The sequence below is a fragment of the Methanobacteriaceae archaeon genome (assembly GCA_029219465.1).
GTDB lineage: Archaea > Methanobacteriota > Methanobacteria > Methanobacteriales > Methanobacteriaceae > Methanocatella.
In genome coordinates, this window is the sequence record JAQXTL010000003.1 from 38,788 (window position 1) to 63,337 (window position 24,550).

A 24,550-nucleotide genomic window follows, 5' to 3' on the forward strand; every position below is an offset into this window, starting at 1 on the left:
AAAACTAAAGGAACTGCAATTCTAACAATTTCTTTTATAATTTACCTATCATATGTGAAGTTTTGCCTGCTTAATTTAACAACAACATCTGCTTTTACATAGTACAAGTAATAAAACAATAGAAATGAAACTAAACATCCCAATGCTGTTGCCAGTCCTGCTCCAAAGATTCCAAAATTACATTTATAAATTAAAATCGGATCTAGAACGATATTTACTATACTTCCGGCCATTACAATATATGATGCTCTTTTTGTATCTCCTTCACTTCCCAAAATAGCTGAGAAATAGTTACTTAGTAATGTAAAAACTATGAAAATAACCGGAATTAAAAAATAACTGGCTATTAAATTAGTGTATTGTTCAATATGAGCTATACTACAAACAGGTTTAATAAGTAATATAAACATTACTGGAATTAGAACTGCTAAGATTAAAATAATAAATAAACCGTGACAAGCAATGTTATTTGCCCTGTCATACTCATTAGCACCAAATGAAGTTGAAATCATCACATTACATGATCTTCCAATTCCTTCACCTAGTTTTTGAAGAATATAATATAAATTAAGAACATATCCAACGGCGATTATAGCACTTTGACCTAAACCTGCAATCCATATAGCATCAACAACACTATAAAAAGTATGTAAAAATAAGATTACAATTATTGGAATGCTCAATAAAAAAAACAGACTTTAAAGGGTTTTTTGGATATCTTCAATTCGGTTCATACTATTATTTAATATTTTTATTTTTAATAAATATTAATTTAATGTAAGAACCGAAAGGAAGTTTTTATTCAACTTTCTTAAAAATTAGTTTCCATTTTTCAGATCTTTTTTCATCCAAAAAATGCTGTGAACATGAATCCAGTACGAAACCTTCCCTGTTAAATATTTGAGTTAACTTGGATATTGAATAATCTCTTTCAAATAAGCTTTTTTGCCATATTAACTTGTCATGTTCATAGTATTTAACATCAGTTTTGATTAAATCACTATCACGGCTTTGAACAAGAGATAGCTTTGAATAGCCATTAAAAGAATCTTTATTATATTCACCAGGAGTAAGGATATCAAAATTATTTATATCAAAAATAAATAAACCACCATCTCTTAATAAAACATTAGCATTCTTAACTATTCTTTTTACATCTTCAATGTCAGTTATATGATTTAGGGCTCATCAGTACATGTTATAAAATCATAGACTTCCCCATCATTAAATTCTGATGCATTGCACTTTATAAATTCAACATCACAGTATTTTGACCTTGCAACATCCAGCATTTCAGCTGAAAGGTCAACACCTTTGGTTTGGATACCATTATCTTTAAAAAATCCGCATAATGTTCCTGTTCCACAGCAGATATCCAAATTTTTCTTAAATGTTTCATTAGGATACATACAATCAAAATATTTAAGCATTGAATCGCCAAATGAAACAAAAAAGTCACTAATACCGAATTTGTCATACATTTGCGCTAATTCTACATAAACGTCATCCATAATATCACTTCATTAATATTAAAAATTTAAGTATGCCTAAATTAGAATTTGTTTGTTAACATTAATAAAGTTAATCTATGAAATCACGCATTAATCATCGTAAAACGGCTGAGCACCACATTTCCAGATTGTAGTAACTTCGTCCAGTTCTTCTTCAAGATTAAATTCTGAGCCCGGAGCAATAATAATATCTAAATCAACGTCCTGACCAGTTACAAGAATCTTTGTGGATTTTGGCATGAGTAAAATATTTGTATATTTTAAATCTTCACCATATTTAGGATTACTACTTGCCCTAAATGGAATTTGAGGAACATAAACCCCATCAACAGCATTTTCAACCATGAAGTTTTCGCTATCCTTATATACAAGCGCAACATCTTCTTCAAGTTCAGCAGAATGTTCTTTTAAAATTTTTAAAATTGCATTTATAGATTCTATAAACTCTTTTTCTTCATCAGTTGGCTCATAACAGACTCTTATGAAAGTTTCAATTGGAATAGAGATATTATGATCTGAAAAAGGATTGATTGTTACTTCTGCGTATTTGTCAGTTTGTCCCAACATTGCTGCAAGGTCACTCATAAATAAAATATATGCAGAACTTCTAATACCTGATTTTTCCATTTCCTTATCACTTGTAAACAATGGTACTGCTTTAGTTCCGTCCTCAGCAGTTAAATACTGAATATTAAATCTAACCTGACCTTCCGGTTCAAACACATCACCAGGTTTTGCATCTTCCATTCCCTCAAACATATTTGGAGAATATGAAACCGGCATGAACAATTGTGCTTTTTTTAATAATTCAAAAAATTCCCTTTGAGTCTCACCAGTTATTTCTTTTGCCATTACTTCTTCCAAACGGGAATTGTCAATACCAATATTTTCATCTACATAATCCATAATAACCACCTATAAATGATTTACATACTTTGTAAACTCAGAAAGTTCATCAAGAATGTTTTTAAAAAATTCTACGCTGTTTGGCATGTCCTGTTCATTATAGACATCCATCAGATACATTAACATCATAATTATTTCAGGATTAGCTCCAAGCTGAATATTATTCTTCTTAAAGTATTCAACATCCTCACTAACAGGTTTTTGTTCTTCTCCGGATTTTAAAAACATAAAGAAGTTGAATAAATGATTATACAATTCAATGTTTTTGTTTGTATGATACAAGTAATCTGCAAGCTTGAAATAATTGGATATTAATATTTCAACATTATATGAATATTTAAAAATATCACATGTTAAATCTTTTAGTTTTTCTTCCTCATTTTTAGTTTGATAAAGCTCACACAATCTCATTAAAATTGAATCAGAAACAGGATTAATCTGATTAGCTATTTTTAAATACTTTTCTGCCTTGTCAAGTTTACCAGTATTTAGATATACAATGGAATAAATCGTATAGATTTCTTTTAATGGCTCATCCATGCCCAATACATTAACTTTGTTTATATCTTCAAATTTTCGCTAAACATTAGCTCTTCAAGAGGATTTGCGAAGTGGTAATAATCAATTGTTTTGTAATGTGGATTTTCATCTAAAAAATTGCTGATTTTGGTTATTACATCTTCGAAATTGCATTTATTTAGCATATTTATAATCTCTTCTAAAAATTCCATATGCCTCACCTTGATAAGATATTATGTATTAACAACTTAATAACAATTGCTAATTCTAAGAAATTTTCTAATTTGGTAGAAAAATTATATTGATAATACTCACTATTTAAATAAACTCAAAAAAAGTAATACTTTTAAATACTTTCAACTCCAAAATTATAATTAGTAATACTGAGTATTTAAATAAATTCAAAAAAAGTAATACTTTAAGGTGTTTTACAATGATTGATGAGATAACAGATTACCTATTTGGATTAAAAATGACTATTGTTTCAGGAGTATTTCTTCTTATAGCAGTTATTTTTATGATTTTTAATATCCAAACTCCATTTTACTTAAACCCTGCATGGGCAACTGTAATAATAAGTGGAATTCCAATGCTTCTTTTGGCAACAACCAGATTAATTCGTGAAAAATGGATTTCATCTGCTCTTTTAATTGCAATAGCTATGATTGCATCACTTTTAATAGGTGAAGTATTTGCTGCAGGTGAAGTTGCATGGATTATGGCACTTGGAGCGCTTCTTGAAGACTGGACTGTTGAGAGAGCTAAAAAAGGTTTAAAAAACCTGATTGATTTAACTCCCCAAACAGGAAGAAGAATAATTAACGGCAAAGAAGAAGTAATTCAGGTAGATGAAATAAAAATCGGAGATATTTTAAGAATACTTCCAGGTGAAAGTGTACCTGTTGATGGTGAAATTATAACTGGTACAACATCCCTTGATCAGTCAATTATGACTGGAGAATCACTTCCAATTGATAAGGAAGTTGGTGATGAAGTATTTTGTGGTACTATTAATCTGTATGGTGCTATTGATATTAAAGCAACCAGTTTAGGTGAGAATTCTTCACTTCAAAAATTAATTGATCTTGTAAAAGCAGCTGATGAAAAACAGGCCCCTACTCAAAGAATAGCTGATAAATGGGCAACATGGCTTGTTCCTGTCGCATTGTTAATTGCAATAGCTGCATGGTTAATAACAGGAAATATTGAAAGAGGAGTTACTGTTTTAATAGTATTTTGTCCATGTGCACTTATACTTGCAACACCGACTGCAATTATGGCGGCTATTGGTCAGGCAACAAAATATGGAGTTCTTATTAAATCCGGAGAAGCACTTGAGACATTAGGCAGTTTAAATACTTTAGTATTTGACAAAACAGGAACTTTAACCTATGGAAATCTTGAAGTAAGTGATGTTATCCCACTTAGCGAGGATTTAACAGATATGGATTTACTTAAAATTACTGCATCCTGTGAAAAACTAAGTGAACATCCTTTAGCAAGAGCAGTTGTAAAAAATGCAAAAGAATCCAATATTGATATTGAAGAACCTGAAGAGTTTAAAATGTATCCTGGAAAAGGAGTGGAATGTAGAAATTCCTACGGTCATGTATATGCCGGAAACTCCAAATTCTTACTTGACAACAATATTTGCGTAGATGTGGATACTCAGTTGGACAAATTAAAAAATGAAGGAAAAGCTTCAATACTCGTTGCACTAAACGGTAAAGTTATCGGATTAATCGGATTATCTGATGTGATTCGTGAAGATTCCAAACAGATGATTGAAAGACTCCATGATTTGAATGTTGAGACTATATTACTTACAGGAGATAACACAAAAACTGCAAATTACTTTGCAAGCCAAGTTGGAATTAAAAAAGTTTACGGCAATCTGCTTCCTGAAGAAAAACTCACATGGATTGAAAAACTTAAAAAAGAAGATAAAAAAGTCTGTATGATTGGAGATGGCGTAAATGACGCACCTGCACTTAAAACAGCTGATGTAAGTGTTGCAATGGGATCAATTGGAAGTGATGTTGCAATTGAAGCTGCAGATATTGCACTTTTAGGTGATGACATTGGAAAAATCCCATATCTTAAAAAACTCTCAAACTCCACATTGTTTACAATAAAAGCAAATATCACAATATCAATGGCAATTAATGCACTAGCAATTATCTGTTCTGTTTTAGGTCTTTTAAATCCAGTAACTGGAGCTATTGTTCACAATGCAGGATCTTGTTTGGTTGTATTGAATGCTGCTCTTTTATATGACAGACATTTCGATGATTCCATTAAAAAAGTTGATTTGAAAAATAGTGAACATACACATTACCATTTCCACAATGATGGAGAACATACTCACTCACATGAAGGAATTAAAATCCTTGATGAAATTCATACAAAAAATGGAATTAAACACATGCATGCACACAAACATAAGTTGTGAATTTATTTTACAACTACTTTTTTTATAATTTTAAACTCAAATTAGTTAATTTGACCATTTACGGCTTAATTCAACGTCATTAAATACTGTTTTTTCCTGACATTCTTTTAACTCACTAATGTTGCCTCTAAAGAATTTTAAACAGAAATCTTTTTTTGGATTGAAATTATCACAGTTTAAATGAATATTTTCCTGGCAGTTATCACAAGCAATGTCTGAACCTTGTTTGTTTTTACAGGACAATTTATCGTTATCATCAAGATAACGGTATTCACAGTCGTTAAATATTATATTATTCATAATCCAAATCCTCCATTTTTTTATTTTATTATATTACAATCTGTTAATAAGAGAATAAATAAATTATTATCCATATTATAATTTATTTTCATGTCGAATACCATTTATCCACATCAACTAAGTAGAAGAGATTTCCAATTAGGAATATATAAAAATAAATTTCAATAAACATTATTTTATGGACACAATTGTTTCTATAAATGACATTTATAAAAAATTCGATAAAGATAATGTTTTAAATGGAATTACAGTTGATATTCCTAAAGGAGCTATTTGTGGTCTTGTTGGCCCAAATGGTGCAGGTAAAACAACTTTATTAAGAATTATCGCCTCACTTCAAAAACCTAATTCTGGCCACGTTAATGTCAATACTGATGTTTTCAGTGCATTGATTGAACAGCCTGCTTTATTTTACGAATTAAATGCGGTTGATAACATTAATCAACAATTAATTTTATATGGGCTTGAAAACGAATGCAACCCAAATGATTTCCTAAAGTATGTTGGTCTTGAAGATACTAAACAGAAGAAAGTGAAAAATTTTTCATTGGGTATGAAACAAAAAATAGCTATTGCTATGATGTTGGTTGGGAATCCGGAATTAATTATTTTAGATGAACCGATGAACGGTTTGGATCCGCAGGGAATTATCAATCTCAGAAATTTAATTCTGAAACTGAATAATGATGGGGTGACATTTTTAATTTCAAGTCATCTTCTTTATGAACTTGAAAAAATTGCTACTGATTTTATTTTTATTAATCATGGAGAAATCATCTCTAAAATGACAATTGATGAATTCTTGGAAATGAATAAAGGATATATTCAATTGGAAGTCAATGATACTGATTTGTTAAAAAAAGCAATGGAAGATTTGAAAATTCCATTTGTTGAAGTTGATGATTCTAAAATGAATATCTATACTAATTATACAATTACTGATTTAATAATCAAGCTCAATAGCTATGGTTGTATTGTTAAGAGATGTTTTAATGTTGAAAATACTTTGGAAGACTTTTTTATAGGGTTGATGAGAGAAAATGATGAATAGAATTCTTAAAGCTGAACTGTACAAAATTACTCATGAGAAATGGCTGATATTAGCTTCAGCATGTATGATTATATTTTCCATTGGATTTATTGCCATGCAAAAGACCGCAATGACTTATACAGTTGGAATAAATCGAGTTGTCTTTTTGCCAATGGTAATGTACGGGATTGTAATAGCTACATTAATTAGCGTTTTTGTATCTGAAGAATTCAATGACGGTTTTATCAAAAATAAAATCATTGTTAACGGCAATCGCAGCGAAATATATAAAATGGGATTATTATCAAATTTCATTGCATCCCTAATCGTCTATATAATAACTAATTTATTCACATTGATTGTATCCTATTTCTTATTTTCCATAAACATCACTATATTGGATTATCTTTCATATTTCATATTTGGAATCTTTATAATGCTGGCATTCTTAGGTATTTTCTATTTAATATCCATAATTGTTGCTAAAAAATCAAAAGCTATTATTATGAATATGGGTTTGGCATTTATGCTGTTGATTATTGGTATGATAATGAACGGAATGTTAATGTTGGACAATAATTTTTATATTGAATTATTTTATGATTTAAACCCTTATGGGCAAATTGCACAATTAACAGCAATGAACTGTGTTAATATGTTAAGGTGCATTATAATTGACATAGTTCTTTTTATCATATTTTCCATATGCGGTATAAAATATTTTAATAAAAAAGATATTTCAAATTAAATAATAATTATGTGGAATACCACTTATCCACATTAACTCTTTGAGTTTGAACTTCAGATATTAATTTTTCATAAGCTCCAGTGAATGCTACTACACAATCATCGTGAATAGCTTCATTTGGATATGCAGTTATTTTTTCTAGAAATTCCATCGCCCATTTTTTGGTGAACCCGGTCGAATCCTTTCCAACAAGGAAAATTCCCTTCTTTTGAATATCTGCAGAAACTCTTCTTGCACGGTCAACTTTGTTTTCTCTTGAGTTACCGGTGCCCGTAGTGAATCCTCTTCTGTTTAATTCATCTATGATTAATAATCCGAAGTTTTTGCCTGTGCTTCCGTCGAGTTCAATATATTGCACATCTGACTTGTCACGTGCTGCAGTATTTAATATTTCATTGATCAGGTTTCTTGACTCAAGTTGAAATTCATATGAGTCCAAGATGTAAATATTTCCAGATAGATCTTTAGCTAGTAGAACACCTGCTGTAAAATCCGGATCACTTCCTTTCAACTTGTCATCATTCAATACTTCAGTAGCTGCAAGATCCCAATATCTGATAATCTTAATTATTGGGATTTTCATGTATTCGTCATGAGAAATCAAATGGAAGTCTGATTCATCGAATAGCTGACCTTTAACTGATGCATACCAGTTACCATTCATTAACTGTTCACGTGTTACCCTATCCAATCCCATCAGGTATTCTTCATAATCTTTCCTGTCCAGATAAACATTATCCAGATAGCTTGAGCTAATGAATCTTATTTGCGATTTATCTTGGATGTCAGTGTCTATTTTTTCTATGAATCTTTCACGCACCCATTTGTTTCCACGTTTACCTGGATTACTTGAGCACATTAACTGTGTAGGAAGTTTGTTATCTTTTGTTTTCCTTACTCTAGACCGCATATAAATGTATTTGAACCTTTCAAGCTGTGTCAGCTCATCAATGCCTATGAACTGATATTCTGAACCCTGATAAGTATCGAGGTCATTGATGTTTCTTAAATATCCGAAAGTTAATGAATTTCCATTGGGAAATGTCCATGAATGTTCGGTTCCATCCCACTTTGGTTTGATGCTTGCATTATTTTGAACTTCCTTTCGATTTAACCACTGACTTGCTTTATGAATTAAAGCTCCTTTACGCTTCAAGTCCGATAAAGTACGTCTCAAGATGAGGGCATGATATTCATTAACATCATCCTGAACATAAAACAGTGCCCTCATTAACAGACTTGTTGATTTGGAACCTCCTGCGGCACCTCCAATCAATACTTCCTTTTCAGTTGCTAAAATCATTTCAGCCTGCTTTGGAAATGGAGAGAATGGTATATATGGATTTTCATATACGCACTTCTGAAGAATAGCTTTATCTCTAGCATCTAAATAGAATTCACCTTTTTCATCATACATTGTTATCATCTATCTGTTTTGCAAGGATTTCTATTTCATTCATGATGTCCTTTTGTGAGATTTCAATTTTCTTATCTTCCAGTTCAAGAACCCTGTTTTTGAATAGCCTGTCCATTTCATCTTTGAATAATCTGTTTTTAGCTTCAAATGCTTTAACGGATAATTCAAGATATCTGATTTTCAGTTCGGTAATGTCGATTAAATATCTTGCCAGGCTTTTTTCATTGGCATTGTATCTTACTTCCTGGTCCAGCTTTTCAAAGTCGATTTCAAGGCCAACTGCATTTTTAGTTATTTTATCCAAGTTTTCCAAACCTGTTTTAATGTCTGTGACCTGTTGCTGGAGAATTGAATCAATAGCTAAATCGATATTGTCCTCGTAAACGTTATTGTCGGTTATCTGTTTTTGTGTGATTGCTCTGTTTGTTAATGCATCTTTTTGTCTTGCTCTTGGATCTTTATCATTATCAGTTAAATTGTATTTCTTTTTGAATCTGGAAAATGTTGCTCTGCTTACTTCAAATTTGTGTTCCTCATCCAGCCATCTTCTGACGCTTTCATCTGTTGCTCCTTGAGTTTTCATTACTTGGATTTCATCCAGAAGGGTTTCCAGAAAATCTCCTTTTGTTAGTTTCAATCCTGCTTTGAATTCTTTAAATGTTGTAAGTGAAACTTCACGATCATATTTTGTCTTTAACAGTTCTATGATTTCCTTGTTGCTCATTGCCTTCTTGCAGCAGTTTATTATTTCCTGTTCGTGCTGTTCTAGAAAATAATGAATATCTGAATTTACTCTGCCCATGGTGATGGTTCTCCTATAAATCTCTTAATTCGCGTTCAAGTTCCTGTTTTCTCTCTTCAATTAACTGGAATTCCCTTTGTTTCATAATTCTTTCATAATTTGGGTTGTTGTGTATTAATGTTATTGTTTCCTGTGCATCGCCAATAGCTATTAGCATAGCTCCAAGTTCGTATGCATCCTTGTGTGTAAAACTAGATTCTTCTACTATTTTTTTGAGTGTTATTTCAACTCTTGCGCTGATGTTGGTTTTTTCAGGTAACATAATACATATATTTATTATGTATTATATATAAAATTTTATTATAAAAAAAATATAAAAGTAATAATAAATATTACTTTCACTTATGAAAAATAGTTTCTTTTGAAGAGTTATATACGTGAGATATATTTTTTGAAGCTATTCATCATCGCCCATTTCATCAAGTTCTTTTTGAAGGTCGTGGATTTGCATTTCCTTGTAAAATCTTTCGAACTTACCTACTTCAATGAGATAAGATGAAACTTCAAGAGCATCTCTAAAGGTATAATTGGACTCTTTGATAATTTGCTTTTTGTCTTCATCCATGTAGGATGATGTATTATTTATATTGGCCATAGCTATTACAACCTGTATATAATAATTAATATAATATTTTATTATTTCAATTATATAAAATTATCATTATTAAATTCATAGAAAATAATTAATTTTTCATAGCTATTGTTGCCTATAGAATAATGAATGTAAGAGCCGATTAAATTAATAGATATTTTTTTCCTTTAATTTAATGGAATGACATTAACATTAACGGACGCTATCTTGTAAATAAAATCTGATTTTAAACTGCGATATATATATGCAAGGGTTTTGAAAAGAAGTTTTTAATAACTGAACCCAATCGTTAATGTTAAAAATGGATGTTATGTTTCCAACAGCATATGTGGTTAAAGTTTAAAAAATTAGAAAAAAGAAATGATTATTGGATTAAGTGCTTTTCGACTAAATCCAATAGCATTTCGCTTGCTGTTGCATATCCCCCCATTTGGGCATGCATCTGTGAACCGGAATCTTCATCAAACAATAAATATTCCTTTTCACATTCAAGCATATCATAGAATACTTTTGCTTCACCTTGTGTCATTTCTGAGGTTCCATCCATTACAATGGTCAAACAATCCAAATCCTTAATAATGTCAGTATTGTCGAATTTTCTAAGTTCATCACAAATGGTTTCGGATGTTGCTCCGTGCTTGTAAATGTAATCTTCAAGCATGAAGTCCAATTGTGCGGGACGAACTTCTTTTGGCATTTTTTGAATCATTTCAAGTCTTTTAGCAAAGGCACCGCCCCAGTTTGCATTGCCTGGATCAACAATACACATTCTAACACGTTCATCATAGATTGCGGCTCTAGGCACTAGAAATCCTCCAAAGCTTATTCCGAAAAGTATTATGTTTTCCTCATCTATGCCTTCAAAGTTTTCTAAACAGTAATCGATAATTGGGGTTATTACATTTTCTATATCATGTCTGAATGGAATTCCGTTCATTCTAAGGGCAAATCCCTGACCTGGACCGTCATACACAAGACAGTTTATTCCTCTTTCGAGTGCCTGTCTGTAAACCCATGCAGTATCTTCTGCGAAAGTATCTCTTCCAGGAGTCAATATCATTAACGGTGCATTTTCATCTGCAACGGGAGATTGATAATAATGTGCTGGAAGAAATGAGTCTCCATAAGGGATTTCGATATATTCTCCTGGGAAAGTGGATACTTCTAGATATTTATGATAACAATCCAAACTGTTTTGAGAATACTTGGAAAGTCTATCATCATCAATTGAGTTAAAATACATTAAAGCAATTCTCCAATAGGTTGATGCCCTTAGATATGCACTTTCTTTTGTCACGTTACTGTTGGAGTTTTCTGCTCTTTTTTCAAGTGTTGTTGCCATTTCAGACCATGCATCAATCCATTCTTTTCCTGCTTTGAATTTAGCAACTGTTTCCAGTACTTCCCCTACATCTGCCATTTGCAGGTAGGTTAATCCTAGTGCATGTCTTATCAGTGCATCCTGCAGGACATTGTCGCTGAATTTATCCGCTGACCAGTGGCCTTCAACGCCAACTGACGGCATTTTATTCATCATTTTTTTCATTAATATCACCTCAAATTGTTTTTTATAAATTCACGAGCTTTTCTAAAGTCTTTTTCGTTGGGATGGTTTTTGGCTATTCCACCGATTTTTTCGAAAAATCCATATGTGTCATATCCTCTGCAGCTGAATCCTCCAATGAATTCGCAGTCTTGGGATCTGATTGTTTTTTGGATGCCTCTTGCATAGTTTATGTAATTAATACCGCATGTGTAAACAGTGAAAACCTTTTTGCCGGTCAAGTCAATTTCTGAAGCCAGCTTTTCGATGCCTTTGTGGAATTTATGGAAATATATTCCTGAAGCAAATCCTATTGCATCATAAACTGAAAAATCTGTTTTTTTAGCTTCAGATATTTTTAATAAGTCGATATCATTTGAATATGCCATTACGTCGAGAACTTTTTTTGTATTTCCATGGTGTGATGAAACATATATTATTGCGGTTTTCATTTTTTATCATCTCGAAAAAATTTTATTTCCTATAAAATAATTTCCTATGAAACTATTTCATAGAAAACTATTTAACAATAATCATATATAAACATTGCTATGGAAGAAAAAAAATTAGGATTCCTAATAGCCAATCTATTCAACGATTACACAAACTACATGAATAGCTATCTTAAAGAAATGGATTTGACATTAAGTCAGACAAGAGTGCTCCTTGTTTTAGCATTGAATAATGGTGTTTCTATAGATTATCTTGCAGAAAAAGCAAACATAGGAAAAAGCAGCGTAACCAAATCTGTGAAGATACTTGAAAAGAAAGGATTTCTGACAAAAGAAATTGATCCCGAAGACAATCGTAGGAAAATCGTTAAAATCACAAAAAAAGGAAAAGAAATACAAAAGGCAGCTCTTCAAATCAATAATGAAATAGAAGAATCAATAATCTCTAAAATAGGTGAAAATGAAATTAAAACCTTAAAAGAACAGTTAATCACATTAGACGAATTAATTAAAAATTAAAAAACAGTAAATAACTTTTTGAAATTTAAATAAGGTTTTGTTTCCAATTATGTATATTTTAATAATAGTTTGAATATACCTATTAAATATGTCAGAACTAACTATTGAAGTTTTAAAAGAAATTGTTGAAAAATTACCTAATGATTTTATAGTTGAATTTAAAGATAGAAACGGTTCTACTGTTACTGTATCAGATGATTAACGTTAAGATATCTGAAAAAAAATTAGTATTGAAAACCTACTAAAATATTTGTTAATTTTTAAATAAAAAAGAAAAAGAGTTAACATCTAATTTATCCAGCAATAATGCTCCAACATATAATAATGAATCTTTTTCTTCTAGGAATTTGTTTGGCAAAATCATTTTTCAAAAACCTCACACAATTCAAACATATAACATAAAACAGATAATGCAGCAGCATTTTCACTAAATGAATATGAATCATTTTGTATATACTCCCATAATTCAAGAAAAATCTCATCATTATCATCATGTTTTTCTTTAAGTTCTAAATACTTATCTTTAAAAAATGATTTTAATGTATTGATAAATTTTTTATCTACTTTATCCATCTCTGTTACAAAAGATTTAACTTCATAGGTCTTCATAAGCCCAATATCCAATAATCGTTTAACTTGACTGCTAAAATCATTTTTATTGATTTTATCTGAAACATCAATATGCTCAAATTCTTCAAATGAAAATGAAGGATTATAATCTCCAGAAGAAATGTTTCTAATTATTATATCTAATTCTTTAGAAGAAATTTCCAAATTTGATACTTCTAACTGTTCATCTACCCATTTTTCATGATTACTTTTTATTTCATGTAATTTGGAGGGAAGATAAGAATTAGATTGTTTATCAACTTTTTTATGACATGTGGGGCACAGCAATATTAAATTTTCATAATCATCTAATTTATCTTTTGGATAGTTGCCATCACCTCTTGGTCCATCTTCACTTGAACCAATAATATGCGCTATTTCACCAATTTGGGCAGCTTCATCTTTTTTGGTTGCATTCAATGTTATTTTTGTTCTGCACATAGAACAGCGCCCACCAGCAAATCCAAATAACTTTTTAATAGTTAATTGGCTGTAATTTCGATTTGATGACATATAATTATATATGATCTAATACAATTTAAAGTTACTGACTTACAAATATTATGTACTTGGGAACATATTTTAGTTAATAAGATACGTAATATATCGTATATAATTTAATGACATTCGGTTGTGTAATTGTTATCTGAAATATGTAGTCAATTTAATTTTAATTAAGAACTCGCAGTGTTTGGTAATGACATTGAAATATAGTAAGTATTGGATAATTGGATTCGAATCCACGAAGCACTAAGCAATAGACCCTGAACCTATCTCATTTGGTCCCTCTGACACATACCTATTAAAAAAATTAGATATATTTTATTCTTTAATTCTAGATTAAACTACTTTATTGAAATCTTTTTTAAGTTATGTTTTCAATCTTTCTATTAATTGAACTATGTTTCTTTTTTGTTTTTTTACTGTTTTTCTCAGACATATGGACAAGAAGGCAGTTTTATGATTAGAATTTTTTAACGGATGTCACTTTAACGGTTGATGAACTGTAAGATAATTTCTGTCACCTAAAATTGTATATTAATTATTATTATATATTGTGCTTTAAAATTTTATTTTATCAACATCAATGTAATTTTTAGTTTTATATTGTAATTTTATGCTTTTCTTATTCTTTTTCTTATTTCATGTTTTATTATAATATAATTAGAAATTTAATAAAAAATTTAAAGATTGGTCTTCAGGAGTTATTTCTTGTATTTCAGATTCTAAATTTAAATTAAGTTTAATAGGGTATTTAAATATATTCAAATCTTTAATTGGAATTGCATAACCTTGAAATATATCTTCAAAATATTCAAAAAAGTCTTCTTTACTCATTATTGAATTTCTTTTAAATGTGTTCCACATATTTATTGGAGTATTTTTAATTAATTCATCAATTTTAAAATAACCTAAAATTTCTCTATTATTTTTAGAATAAATAAAACAGTTTCCAAAATGCTCTTCAGTAAAAAATTTTTTAAAAATCATGCGTTTTTTCTTATTTAATATATTATTAATTTCTTTTTCATAAAATAACATTATAAAATTCTTTTTTGTAGATTTATTTAGTTCATTTACATACTCTTCTAGTCTTACTCTATTTTTTATGGATTGAACAACGCCACTATAACCTGGAAATAGATTTTCTTCAGAATATCCCTCTAAATATAATTCATTTAAGATGTAATGTTTTAAATCTCCGGGGATAATAAACTTATAAAATATTTTTTCATTATGAGGAATGATAAAATCATTTAATCCATAAAGTTTAACATAATTTTTAATTTTTGCTTTAGGATCAATATTATTTATTACATCTTCTATTATAATCTGGTCTAAAGGTCGCCTATCAAAATTATAGTTTTCACTAATAATAAAGGTAAATAACCCTTTTTGTCCCATCAAATTTTTGTTTGAATTATACTCGGGTCTGTAAAATTGTAATTTATATGGGTGCGGATGACCGGGGATATAACTATTTTCAAATAATTTATAATTAAAAGCCCATAAAACACAGTCATCAGTGTTGTTGTGTAAAATATTGTTTGTTGCAAAATATAAAGAAGATTTATAATCATAAGACCAATCCATAGCTTGGGTAGGTAATCCATAATGTTGAGCTAATGAAATTATTTCAAAAAAATCTAAATTAGGCCATTTATTTTTTGGTGGTTTAAATTCAATTGTTTCATGGATTAAACGTCTAATGGTTGGAGTAGTGGAAATTTTCAAACCACTTTTATCTGCCCAGTTTAAAAATTTTAAGAGAACATATAATTCTCTTTTATATTGTATTTCATTTTCTGATTTGACCCAACATTGTGCAGGAGTATTATCTTTCATTTCTTTAGAATTTTTATTCAAAAGAATTGTCTTACCTTCTTCATTTAATTTTTTATAAGTTTCATATGGAATTTTGCATCTTCTAAAATGATCTGCTGCTGAAGTTAGTTCATATACGCAAAATTTTGAATCAATATAGTTATTTATCATGTAATTTCCGTTTTCATCTTTTCTTAAAGCAGAGGGAATTAATTCATATTTACTACTTCCTAAACCTCTAAAAATATAATTTTCACGAAAATTAGGGGATTTTCCTTGAAGTTTTTCAATTAATTCTTCATATGATTTAATTTTAATTATTTCAATAAAATCTTCGAAATTAACCATTATTGCCTCTCTAAATATTTTTGAACCTACTTTTTTTAAATTTTATTTTATTTTATTTTATTTTCATTAAGTAATATTAATTATATAATTTATCTTGGTTAGAACGTTTTATAAATTATGCATTCATGATGGTTTAATTGGTTCCACAAATCATCAAATGCTTCAATAATTAATTCTGGATAAGGTATTAACTGTAAGATGTGATGTTTTTTTCCAAAAGAATTTACTGACGTTCCAAGCGAATAAACTTTTGGTTCTTTATAAATATTATTTGAAGGAAATATTAAAAATCTATCGTGGAATGGATAACCGTAAGTTCCATGTTGCATTCTCACTTCTAGGTTTAAGTTTAAACCATATTGTTTTTTAATCTTAAATCCTTTTTTAATTTCATTAATCTTTCCAGCTTTTTTTGAAGTAATTGCTCTAAGAGGAACGTTAAGTGTTTCCGAATAATATAATGTCTTAAAAATTTCATCTGCAGTTAGATAAGGATCCCATAAATAAACTCCATTTGCACCATTTTCGGAAATTAGTTTTTGCAAATCCTTCACGGCATTTTGTTCTTCATTATATTGTTTAAATGATAATTTATTTGATAATCCAATTTTTTTAATATGGTTTACAGAGTGATTTATTTCATCATTGTAATCTAGGGGTCTTTGTTTGATTATTGGAGAAATTTTATTTAAAGGAATTCTTTTAAGTTTACCGTTTTCATAAAATTCCCTTACATAATCTTGTGACACGACTTTTGCATTAATACTTAAATCATGCATGTAGTCCAACATCATGATACAATATTAAATTATCTTCTAAATTATAAATTGTAGTTTCTATCCCTTCATATGAAAAATTATCGAATATAAATTCTTCTTCATCAAATGTTTTTAATTTTTTAGTTGAACTTCCTATAATAATGTTATCTTGTTTTGAAGTCACTGTCACAATGCCATTTGGTGTTTCGTTTAATTTTTCATTCCAGCTAATTGATATTTTTGTCCGATCAAATTCAGTTACAAACTGATTAACATTTAATATGGTTATGGGGAATTGAAAAATAAAATTTCCAATTCTTTCAGGCACAATTTTAAATTTAAAATCTAATATTTCTTCAATATGATTACAAATTTTATTAAACTCTTTATAATTCTTATTGAATGAAAATTCTTTTTTAGAATTAAAAAATTCCAAAATATATGAAGATTGCACTGCATCTTCTTTAATTAAAATTTCCTCTAATCGATTTTGTTTTTTCAATGAAATGAATTGTTTTGGAATTAATTCCAATGATTTTTGTTTGAATTCATTGTCATCTGAATTAATCCAAATATTATTCTTCAAAGATTCAAATCTATTTTTCACTTCTTCAATTGTTAAATAATACTTTTGAATGCCTAATGAATAGTTTTTATTTATGTTTTCAGGGGTGTGCGTTAAATATCTTGCTAATTTTCCATTATACTCTGATTCAGTAAAATAAATTAATGTATAAAGGTTTAAGATAGTATTATCTGATTTATTTATTAAAAATATTTCAGTTACTTCGCAACTTTTATAAAAACCCAGTTTTTCAGGGGACAATAGTAAATTAAAAATCATCTCTTTTCACTAATTTAAGCATATTTAAATTTTCAAATAATTTATAATAAATTTAATTTGATGGATGTGTTATGAGTGTAGGTTACATTCAGCTAACAGTTCATCAAATTTTTCACTTTTTTTAATGTCAATTAAATATTTTTCATATCGAACTTCCTTATCTAGTTCTGAAATATATTTTAGATTATTTTTAGAGTCATTTATTAATTTTTCCACTTTATTAATTTCTGATGAATTTAATAAACTTAAAAAGATTTTCCAATCATTCATGTCTATTGTAATGAATTTATTACTAAATTTATTTTTCAATTTATTTAAAGTGATTCTTAATAATTCATCTTTTGGAATAATTTCTAATTCATGTAACACATTAAATAATTGTGATAATTCTCTTAAATTTTTTATTTCTAAATCATTGAAAATGCTATAAAAAATATCATAATTGTCTTTAAGAATATTTGCAACATCAATTAGAATTTTCTTGCTTTTTGGAGATTTGATATAATCTAGAATAATTCTTATTAATAATGGGAGTTCTATTCTTTTTAAAATATTAAAATTATGGTGCCACATTTCAACATCAGATTTAAATCGGCTATTTTCATTTGTAAATGGTTCTATTAGATAATTAAATAATGCATACATCTTTAAATCATCATCAAAGTTAAAATCAATATCATTGTTTATTTTCAAATTATTAATTATTTTGCCTTTTAATAGTGATATAAATAGATAATTATGTTTTTCATTAAACATCAATTTAAAAAAATACTTTTTATCATATTTATAAATCCAATTTAATAATAAGATAAGTGGTTGAGGTATAGAAAATGGAATGGGCCACCATTCCTTAATAAATGAATAATAATTATGATAAGGAGTAACAGGAAAATATTTATAGTTAATATTTAAGTGGCCTTTGAAATATTGCATTAAATATCCTTTTAGATTTGAATATGATTTTAATTTAGTGATATTGGGTAAATCATTAATATTTTCAATATCTCTATTTAAAAATCCAATATAAAAGGCAAAAGTATATTTCATTTTATCTTTTTTTCGAAAATCTTTAATTATTGTTTCAAATTTTTCTTCTTCTAATTCAATTTCTGATATTTTATATAATTCATTTAAAAAAGAAGATTCACTGATTTCTAAACCCTCTATCATGATTTTATCAATGATTTTTTCTAAATCTTCAAGTTCCATTTTATTCCTCCAAGTTGTATATGTTATCTGAAACAATATCATCGTACAAAATATTAAAAATTTCTTTAGAACATAATGAATCTAATTTTACTATATTTGAATAATTATTCCCATAAGAATTTAAAGAGGTTCCCATTTGATAACCAATAATTGATTTAGCTGTTTTTGAAAATATAAAACGGTCATGAAAAGATTCTTTTGCTTTAATAAAATTTAAATTTTTTAAATTCAATCCCCTAAATGCATCCCTTGCATTTTCACTTAATTCTCTTTTAAACTTATTAAATGTAATACCATTTGTTTCACAAAAAACAATATTTTTAACATTATCAGTCTTACATAAAAGTGTAACAATATTTATTAAACCTGAAATGCCTCCATTATCATCGCTAATCGCATATGGGTCATATATCCAAATTTCTCCTGAAAGACTCATTAGTTCTTCAAATATTGATAATGCTTTTAAACGTTCATTTTTTCTTAAAAATTTACATAAATTTTTTTCTAATTTCTTATTCTTTTTAATACTTGATGATTCAATATTTAAATATGCTGAAATAGAATCTAGGGAGGCATTATCACTTATTACAAATGAATCTTCAATTCCTTTTGTAATATTAATTTTCTTTTTAGTGCCTAGTAACTCTTTTTGCATCGTGTTAGTTATAGTTCTAATATTCATGCCGATTGAACGAATAATATTATATTTAGCTTTATAAATTAAATGATTTTCAAAAAATATTTCAATTTCATAGTTATTCCAATCACCTTGTGAGTATATTTCATAACCATTAGTCACATCTTCAAAAATATAAGATTCCAAAATTATATCATTCAATTTAAATTTAACAATTGCAGTTCCTTTAACATCTTCTCCTTTTAGAGTCAAATAAGGAAATGTTTCAGAGTTATGACTTTCGCTAAATATTTTCACTGGAGAAAAAATGATCAAGTTTCCGCTCCCAGAAGCAGTTATTGGATAATTACAATATTCTTTAACAAAATTAAATAATATTTCAAATTCATCATCAGACACATTTAATTTATTATTTTCCACTATGGAATTATCTGTTTGATTAACAAATTCTTTATAAAATGTACTATAATTTCCATAGGGATTCTTCTCATGGTTGCAATCAAGGAAACCTTCAATTACAAAATCTGATTTAAAATCAGTAAAATCTTTATTTTCATCATTAAATTCTTTAAAAACAATTTTATTGCCTGAAATATTTATAAATTCTTCTAATATTCTATTTTCAATATGTTTTTCCATTTTTTCATGACACAATGTTAGAATTTTATCGTCATTCCAATAAACTTCTTGAATTATCAATTTTATCCCTCAAATATTTGTAAATAAATTTGAACACATATTAAAATTAAATTCACAATACTCACTCCAGTCATTATCCAAGTTAGGTTTTTCGTTGTTTTATTTTGATTAAAACTTTCTTTATTTAATCTAGATGATGATTCTTCAGATGTTTTAACAAAATTATATAATCTTGCGTTGCTGATTATTTGTGAAGTTTCTGCTGGTGAACACCAATTAGGTTTAGATTTTATGTCTAGTAGACCATACATTCCGTATTGTTTTTTTGTAATGTTTTCTTTAAACTTACACATTTTTCTAAGATTATTTAATTGTTTACAATAATCATATGCTGGACAAAATCTAATTTCCCAAATGTTGCCTTTAAAATTTTGTTTGTAAATTGCTTTTTTAACACACTCTTCACAGCAATAATATTGTTTATCATCATTAACATAGTGTGCATATTCATCAATTTCATTACCGCAAATACTACAGTTATCGTTAATTCTTTTCATATATATTCTCCATATTAGTAAGATTTATCATACAATTTTCATTTTGGCAATGTTTAATAAATTCATTGAAAGTGGGGTGATGTTTCAATGTTTCAGTATTTCCAATAACTATTAATTTTCTTTTTGCACGAGTTAAAGCAACATTTATTCGCTGGTCATTAATAAATCCCGTTTCATTATCAACATTGCTCCTAACAGGGGATAAAATTATTATTTCCTTTTCTTTTCCTTGAAACCCATCTACTGTATTTACTTCAACATCAATCATTTTTTTAATCAAATCAACTTGATCATTATAAAGGGATATAATTCCAACATTCTCTTTATCAATGGTTAATTTCAGATATTTGTCTGCAATTTCAGATGCAATTTTAGCTTCCAAGGCATTAAATGTCGAGGTACTGTTCTCATATTGTTTTTCTTTATTATTTTCCAATGATTTTGTATCTAAAAACACTAAAGGACTTTCTATGTCGCACTTCCCAAATCTTTCATCTATTTTTATATTTTTATAATTCTTGTCACATTTTAATCTATTGTTATAGAATTTCTTGTTTGGAAATTTCATCAAAGTTTCATTCATCCTATGTTGAATATTCAAGAATTGTTTTTGACTAGGAAAATTATTAATAAGTTTTTTAAATAAAGTCTCTTCTAATTCAACACATTTACTTTTAACTGTGGGTGGCAATTGCTTATGATCACCTGCTAAAATAAATTTATCAGCTTTTGATATGGGCAATAATACTTTAGGGATAGTTGTTTGTGATGCTTCATCAATAACTGCAACACCAAAGGAAACATTATTAAGAACATCTAATGTAGAGGATGAGTTAGTGGTTAGAACTATTTCGCTTTCAGATATGATTTCTGATTCAATTTCTTGTTTTAATAGATTATTTTTAGCATATAATTGATTAATTAGAAATTTGTCATAATTTGGCTTATTAGTTAATTTTTTTATTTTCTTGAGGTTTTTTGAAATCTCTTTATATTTTGGATGATTTTTAAATTTAAAGTTCAAAGTTGCTTTTCTAACCTTATAATTAATTTTATGCTCATTACCGATTCTTGTTATATTTAATTTTGTTGGCATTAATCTTTCAACAATATTATCAACAGCTGCATTACTATCAGCAGTTACTAATACTTTATGATTTTTGGCTTCTTGGCGAATTAATTCAACCAAGGTTGTAGTTTTTCCAGTTCCAAATGGTCCATGGATTAAAAAGAAATCTTCACTTTTTAAACTTCTAATCACGGCTCTTTTTTGTGATTTATTGAGATGTTTGTCATAAAAATTAATGTATTTTATTCTTTTTTTATTTGGAGGATTTAAATTATTTAATGCATATTGAAGAGCCATAAATACATTGGGGTTTTGTTTATATAAATTTAAATTTTCAATCATTTTCATATATTCACTATCCCTGACAAATAAATCAATTCTTGCTTTATCAGGTATTCCCCATTCTAAAATTTTTTCGTTATCAAATACAACTAAAATAGAGTTTGATCTTTTTTCATAAACTTTGCCCTTTAAAATTTTTTCAGGATGATTTTCGTCACTCACTAAAACGGTATCTAATTCATTTATGTCTGTGTTTATTCTTTCATCTTTTTTGAATTTTACAGTGATTGGGAATTTATGTATTCTACGTCCAGAAATATTTCTAATTGTATTTTCACCATTTGATTCATGATTTTGAAGTAACTCAATGAGTTTTTTCTGCATTTCTTTTTCTTCAAAATTTCTCTCATGCATAATAAGATTAATTAATTTATTTTTATATTCTTCTGGCAATGATATCACTTAAAAATTTGGTTAATAGTATATTATTTTAAATACTATTTAAACTATAAGAGAGAGCATTTGCAAAGTATTATTGTGGTGATACATTGACTCAAAATAAAATAGACATTGAAAACTATGAATTAATAATACCTTTTTCTTTAATTTCATACCCTCCGATTGTGGTTGATATAGAATTATGTGAATTTGACATTAACAATTTAAACCTTAAATTAACAAAAAATAACAACAAATATTATTTGAATGTATCAAATTTTGATGATAAGTCTGAAATATGTGATTTTATAGAGAATTTTGAATTTTTTATAAAATATTATACATTAGGAAGGGAATACTGTGCTATTGAGTATGATGAGAATGAAATATATCCTAAAGGAATTAGTATGGAATTAAAAGAGGTACAAATAAAAGAAACTTCTGATCGTTTTGAAAAAGAATTAGAGAAAACTTTAACCGGTAAATATGAATTAACTGAAGATTTAAAATTAGCATTGGATATATATTCAAAACACACACAATATAACAAAAAAAGCCAATATTTAGATTTAATTACTATATTGGAAATATTAAAGCCCACTTATCCAGTTTCAGATAAATCTTTAAAAGCTATTGGTGAAATTAAAAAGGATATGAAATCAATTCGAAAGAATTTTAAAAATGGGTCTGAAGAGTTTAAGGAATTTGATAGATATTTCCATGACTTAAAGTTTTGGGAGGATAAGTCTATTAATAGTTCATTACAAAAATTTGCAAATGGGCATCAAGAAGATTTTAAGGAATTTAAAGATATTGATGATAAACTTAAAAGGGCATATGCTATACGTAGCAATATTACTCATAATGGATTTATTGATGATGACTTTGAGAAATATTATAATTTTTTAAGGAAATTTGTTGGGAAATTATTAAAAATAATGATTGATGAATCTAGAAGAGATTAAATTTATTGTTTTATCATATCAAATGAGTAAATAACATTTAATATTGTAGAAGTGATTAATCCAATGTGGAAAAAGAAATACCATAAATTATATTTTCAGGATACCCGAGATATTAAATCACAAGCTGAAGCTTCAATTTTAAAAGAGGATAATTTTCCTAAACTTCTTTTTAAATACATGAAAGCAGAACATGCAATAAATTCTCTCGAAGATGATTTCATAAAAGTTTCAGACCCCTTCCATGTCAACGATCCATTTGAAGGGGAAATGCTTTTTGATTATGAAATGATATCTCAACAATATAAGGATGATTTGCTCATTCGACAGCGGGAGGATCCGAATTTGAACTTCTCTGATGAAGACAAAAACTTAATTGTCAACAGCGAAAATCCTCAAAATTCATTCATGGATATTGTTTATAATAATGATTCGGGCAGGGGTGAGGGCTTAACAATGGAGGAATTCAAATTAGAGTTTGTGGAGACTTTTGACGAGTTTGCCCAGTATAGTGTAAAAAATTATAATCATGAACTGAAAAAACAGATGCTTTTTGTTTGCTTATCCGAATCGAATAATATTATTCCAATGTGGGCACATTATGCAGGCAATCACACAGGAGTATGTATTGGATATGACCTTACGGATTTTGAGTTGGGTTCTGAAGAAACATGTCATCCTATTTTATATGTTCAGGGCTCTGATTTTACAGAGGAAATCAATAACATTGATAATGCTGAGCGAAACAAATTGAAAGTTTTGGAAGAGCCGTTTTTGAAAAAGTCACATGACTGGAGTTATGAGAAGGAATGGCGGATACTAATTGATAAAATGAAATTAAGGCAAGCATTAAAATTAGGATTTTCATCTGTTATGGATAGACGTGAGGATTTATGCTTTATTAAATTTCCAAAACCTGTCTGTGTATTTTTGGGGTTGAATATTTCGGCTGATTGTAAACAAGAAATTATAAAAATTTGTAAAGAACGTGGAATAACAATTTATAAAATGATTAAAGATTCAAGCAGGTATAATTTAAGTCATATGGAAATTTAAATTGTTTAATTCGAATACATTGCCTT

Annotated in this window: 26 protein-coding genes; 6 read left to right on the top strand and 20 right to left on the bottom strand. The window is 28.2% G+C overall.

The window, feature by feature from the left end; genetic code table 11:
- Positions 1-41: 41 nt before the first annotated feature.
- The 5 genes from PUD86_01140 to PUD86_01160 form a co-directional block, all read right to left on the bottom strand.
- Positions 42-683, bottom strand: a complete 642-nt coding sequence (locus PUD86_01140; protein MDD6775891.1) for an MATE family efflux transporter — start codon at positions 681-683, stop codon at positions 42-44.
- Between the two features lie 495 nt (positions 684-1,178).
- On the bottom strand, positions 1,179-1,511 hold the full coding sequence (locus PUD86_01145; GenBank protein MDD6775892.1) for a class I SAM-dependent methyltransferase: 333 nt from the start codon (positions 1,509-1,511) through the stop codon (positions 1,179-1,181).
- Positions 1,512-1,601: 90 nt separating this feature from the next.
- Positions 1,602-2,417 (bottom strand): SseB family protein, encoded by an 816-nt coding sequence (locus PUD86_01150; protein MDD6775893.1) that lies wholly within the window; start codon positions 2,415-2,417, stop codon positions 1,602-1,604.
- 9 nt (positions 2,418-2,426) lie between these two features.
- The gene (locus PUD86_01155; GenBank protein MDD6775894.1) at positions 2,427-2,957 is read right to left on the bottom strand and encodes a hypothetical protein; all 531 of its coding nucleotides are present in this window, start codon (positions 2,955-2,957) and stop codon (positions 2,427-2,429) included.
- 20 nt (positions 2,958-2,977) lie between these two features.
- Positions 2,978-3,148: a hypothetical protein gene (locus tag PUD86_01160; GenBank protein MDD6775895.1), complete on the bottom strand. Its 171-nt coding sequence runs from the start codon at positions 3,146-3,148 to the stop codon at positions 2,978-2,980.
- A 221-nt stretch (positions 3,149-3,369) separates the two neighbouring features.
- On the opposite strand from PUD86_01160, the gene PUD86_01165 reads away from it, so the two are divergent.
- Entirely contained in the window at positions 3,370-5,388 is a 2,019-nt protein-coding gene (locus PUD86_01165; GenBank protein ID MDD6775896.1) for a cation-translocating P-type ATPase, read from the top strand.
- A 45-nt stretch (positions 5,389-5,433) separates the two neighbouring features.
- Here PUD86_01165 and PUD86_01170 read toward each other — a convergent pair whose 3' ends face one another.
- A complete protein-coding gene (locus PUD86_01170) occupies positions 5,434-5,688 on the bottom strand; it encodes a hypothetical protein (GenBank protein MDD6775897.1) in 255 nt (84 codons plus the stop codon).
- Between the two features lie 178 nt (positions 5,689-5,866).
- On the opposite strand from PUD86_01170, the gene PUD86_01175 reads away from it, so the two are divergent.
- Complete coding sequence (locus PUD86_01175; GenBank protein MDD6775898.1) at positions 5,867-6,739, top strand: ATP-binding cassette domain-containing protein; 873 nt, start codon at positions 5,867-5,869, stop codon at positions 6,737-6,739.
- Positions 6,729-7,466, top strand: a complete 738-nt coding sequence (locus PUD86_01180) for an ABC transporter permease subunit (GenBank protein ID MDD6775899.1) — start codon at positions 6,729-6,731, stop codon at positions 7,464-7,466. The genes PUD86_01175 and PUD86_01180 overlap by 11 nt, the downstream gene beginning before the upstream one ends.
- Before the next feature lie 7 nt (positions 7,467-7,473).
- Here the strand turns inward: PUD86_01180 and PUD86_01185 are convergent, their stop codons facing one another.
- The 6 genes from PUD86_01185 to PUD86_01210 all read right to left on the bottom strand — a co-directional run bounded on the left by PUD86_01185 (position 7,474) and on the right by PUD86_01210 (position 12,272).
- A complete protein-coding gene (locus tag PUD86_01185; protein MDD6775900.1) occupies positions 7,474-8,892 on the bottom strand; it encodes a phage terminase large subunit in 1,419 nt (472 codons plus the stop codon).
- Positions 8,876-9,685: a hypothetical protein gene (locus PUD86_01190; GenBank protein ID MDD6775901.1), complete on the bottom strand. Its 810-nt coding sequence runs from the start codon at positions 9,683-9,685 to the stop codon at positions 8,876-8,878. The genes PUD86_01185 and PUD86_01190 overlap by 17 nt, the downstream gene beginning before the upstream one ends.
- Before the next feature lie 13 nt (positions 9,686-9,698).
- Positions 9,699-9,947 (bottom strand): hypothetical protein, encoded by a 249-nt coding sequence (locus PUD86_01195; protein ID MDD6775902.1) that lies wholly within the window; start codon positions 9,945-9,947, stop codon positions 9,699-9,701.
- Positions 9,948-10,082: 135 nt separating this feature from the next.
- Positions 10,083-10,280 (bottom strand): hypothetical protein, encoded by a 198-nt coding sequence (locus PUD86_01200; GenBank protein ID MDD6775903.1) that lies wholly within the window; start codon positions 10,278-10,280, stop codon positions 10,083-10,085.
- 361 nt (positions 10,281-10,641) lie between these two features.
- Positions 10,642-11,823 (bottom strand): alpha/beta fold hydrolase, encoded by a 1,182-nt coding sequence (locus tag PUD86_01205; GenBank protein ID MDD6775904.1) that lies wholly within the window; start codon positions 11,821-11,823, stop codon positions 10,642-10,644.
- A gap of 5 nt (positions 11,824-11,828) precedes the next feature.
- Positions 11,829-12,272 (bottom strand): flavodoxin family protein, encoded by a 444-nt coding sequence (locus tag PUD86_01210; protein ID MDD6775905.1) that lies wholly within the window; start codon positions 12,270-12,272, stop codon positions 11,829-11,831.
- Between the two features lie 159 nt (positions 12,273-12,431).
- Between PUD86_01210 and PUD86_01215 the strand changes: the two genes are divergently transcribed.
- The gene (locus tag PUD86_01215) at positions 12,432-12,791 is read left to right on the top strand and encodes a MarR family transcriptional regulator (protein ID MDD6775906.1); all 360 of its coding nucleotides are present in this window, start codon (positions 12,432-12,434) and stop codon (positions 12,789-12,791) included.
- Positions 12,792-13,151: 360 nt separating this feature from the next.
- Here PUD86_01215 and PUD86_01220 read toward each other — a convergent pair whose 3' ends face one another.
- From PUD86_01220 to PUD86_01255, 8 genes are all read right to left on the bottom strand, one after another.
- Positions 13,152-13,913, bottom strand: coding sequence for an HNH endonuclease signature motif containing protein (locus PUD86_01220; GenBank protein ID MDD6775907.1), 762 nt, complete (start codon positions 13,911-13,913; stop codon positions 13,152-13,154).
- Positions 13,914-14,564: 651 nt separating this feature from the next.
- Complete coding sequence (locus PUD86_01225; protein ID MDD6775908.1) at positions 14,565-16,073, bottom strand: FRG domain-containing protein; 1,509 nt, start codon at positions 16,071-16,073, stop codon at positions 14,565-14,567.
- Between the two features lie 98 nt (positions 16,074-16,171).
- Positions 16,172-16,852 (bottom strand): VPA1262 family N-terminal domain-containing protein, encoded by a 681-nt coding sequence (locus PUD86_01230; protein ID MDD6775909.1) that lies wholly within the window; start codon positions 16,850-16,852, stop codon positions 16,172-16,174.
- Entirely contained in the window at positions 16,845-17,675 is an 831-nt protein-coding gene (locus PUD86_01235; GenBank protein MDD6775910.1) for a hypothetical protein, read from the bottom strand. The genes PUD86_01230 and PUD86_01235 overlap by 8 nt, the downstream gene beginning before the upstream one ends.
- Positions 17,676-17,744: 69 nt before the next feature.
- Positions 17,745-18,884 (bottom strand): hypothetical protein, encoded by a 1,140-nt coding sequence (locus PUD86_01240; protein MDD6775911.1) that lies wholly within the window; start codon positions 18,882-18,884, stop codon positions 17,745-17,747.
- 1 nt (position 18,885) lies between these two features.
- Entirely contained in the window at positions 18,886-20,220 is a 1,335-nt protein-coding gene (locus PUD86_01245; GenBank protein ID MDD6775912.1) for a hypothetical protein, read from the bottom strand.
- Positions 20,221-20,222: 2 nt separating this feature from the next.
- The gene (locus PUD86_01250) at positions 20,223-20,717 is read right to left on the bottom strand and encodes a hypothetical protein (protein MDD6775913.1); all 495 of its coding nucleotides are present in this window, start codon (positions 20,715-20,717) and stop codon (positions 20,223-20,225) included.
- Positions 20,704-22,521, bottom strand: coding sequence for an AAA domain-containing protein (locus PUD86_01255; GenBank protein ID MDD6775914.1), 1,818 nt, complete (start codon positions 22,519-22,521; stop codon positions 20,704-20,706). Before PUD86_01255 ends, PUD86_01250 begins: the two co-directional genes overlap by 14 nt.
- A gap of 95 nt (positions 22,522-22,616) precedes the next feature.
- Here PUD86_01255 and PUD86_01260 point away from each other — a divergent pair, with 95 nt between their 5' ends.
- On the top strand, positions 22,617-23,471 hold the full coding sequence (locus tag PUD86_01260) for a HEPN domain-containing protein (GenBank protein ID MDD6775915.1): 855 nt from the start codon (positions 22,617-22,619) through the stop codon (positions 23,469-23,471).
- A gap of 63 nt (positions 23,472-23,534) precedes the next feature.
- Positions 23,535-24,524, top strand: a complete 990-nt coding sequence (locus PUD86_01265; GenBank protein ID MDD6775916.1) for a DUF2971 domain-containing protein — start codon at positions 23,535-23,537, stop codon at positions 24,522-24,524.
- Positions 24,525-24,550 lie beyond the last annotated feature (26 nt).

Coding starts and splice junctions, on each gene's coding strand:
- PUD86_01200 (MDD6775903.1), bottom strand. CDS start 10,280: ATGGCCAATATAAATAATACATCATCCTACATGGATGAAGACAAAAAG.
- PUD86_01235 (MDD6775910.1), bottom strand. CDS start 17,675: ATGATTTTTAATTTACTATTGTCCCCTGAAAAACTGGGTTTTTATAAA.
- PUD86_01165 (MDD6775896.1), top strand. CDS start 3,370: ATGATTGATGAGATAACAGATTACCTATTTGGATTAAAAATGACTATT.
- PUD86_01240 (MDD6775911.1), bottom strand. CDS start 18,884: ATGGAACTTGAAGATTTAGAAAAAATCATTGATAAAATCATGATAGAG.
- PUD86_01155 (MDD6775894.1), bottom strand. CDS start 2,957: ATGGATGAGCCATTAAAAGAAATCTATACGATTTATTCCATTGTATAT.
- PUD86_01190 (MDD6775901.1), bottom strand. CDS start 9,685: ATGGGCAGAGTAAATTCAGATATTCATTATTTTCTAGAACAGCACGAA.
- PUD86_01210 (MDD6775905.1), bottom strand. CDS start 12,272: ATGAAAACCGCAATAATATATGTTTCATCACACCATGGAAATACAAAA.
- PUD86_01220 (MDD6775907.1), bottom strand. CDS start 13,913: ATGTCATCAAATCGAAATTACAGCCAATTAACTATTAAAAAGTTATTT.
- PUD86_01215 (MDD6775906.1), top strand. CDS start 12,432: ATGAATAGCTATCTTAAAGAAATGGATTTGACATTAAGTCAGACAAGA.
- PUD86_01250 (MDD6775913.1), bottom strand. CDS start 20,717: ATGAAAAGAATTAACGATAACTGTAGTATTTGCGGTAATGAAATTGAT.
- PUD86_01230 (MDD6775909.1), bottom strand. CDS start 16,852: ATGCATGATTTAAGTATTAATGCAAAAGTCGTGTCACAAGATTATGTA.
- PUD86_01225 (MDD6775908.1), bottom strand. CDS start 16,073: ATGGTTAATTTCGAAGATTTTATTGAAATAATTAAAATTAAATCATAT.
- PUD86_01145 (MDD6775892.1), bottom strand. CDS start 1,511: ATGGATGACGTTTATGTAGAATTAGCGCAAATGTATGACAAATTCGGT.
- PUD86_01265 (MDD6775916.1), top strand. CDS start 23,535: ATGTGGAAAAAGAAATACCATAAATTATATTTTCAGGATACCCGAGAT.
- PUD86_01195 (MDD6775902.1), bottom strand. CDS start 9,947: ATGTTACCTGAAAAAACCAACATCAGCGCAAGAGTTGAAATAACACTC.
- PUD86_01175 (MDD6775898.1), top strand. CDS start 5,867: ATGGACACAATTGTTTCTATAAATGACATTTATAAAAAATTCGATAAA.
- PUD86_01180 (MDD6775899.1), top strand. CDS start 6,729: ATGATGAATAGAATTCTTAAAGCTGAACTGTACAAAATTACTCATGAG.
- PUD86_01170 (MDD6775897.1), bottom strand. CDS start 5,688: ATGAATAATATAATATTTAACGACTGTGAATACCGTTATCTTGATGAT.
- PUD86_01205 (MDD6775904.1), bottom strand. CDS start 11,823: ATGAAAAAAATGATGAATAAAATGCCGTCAGTTGGCGTTGAAGGCCAC.
- PUD86_01160 (MDD6775895.1), bottom strand. CDS start 3,148: ATGGAATTTTTAGAAGAGATTATAAATATGCTAAATAAATGCAATTTC.
- PUD86_01185 (MDD6775900.1), bottom strand. CDS start 8,892: ATGATAACAATGTATGATGAAAAAGGTGAATTCTATTTAGATGCTAGA.
- PUD86_01150 (MDD6775893.1), bottom strand. CDS start 2,417: ATGGATTATGTAGATGAAAATATTGGTATTGACAATTCCCGTTTGGAA.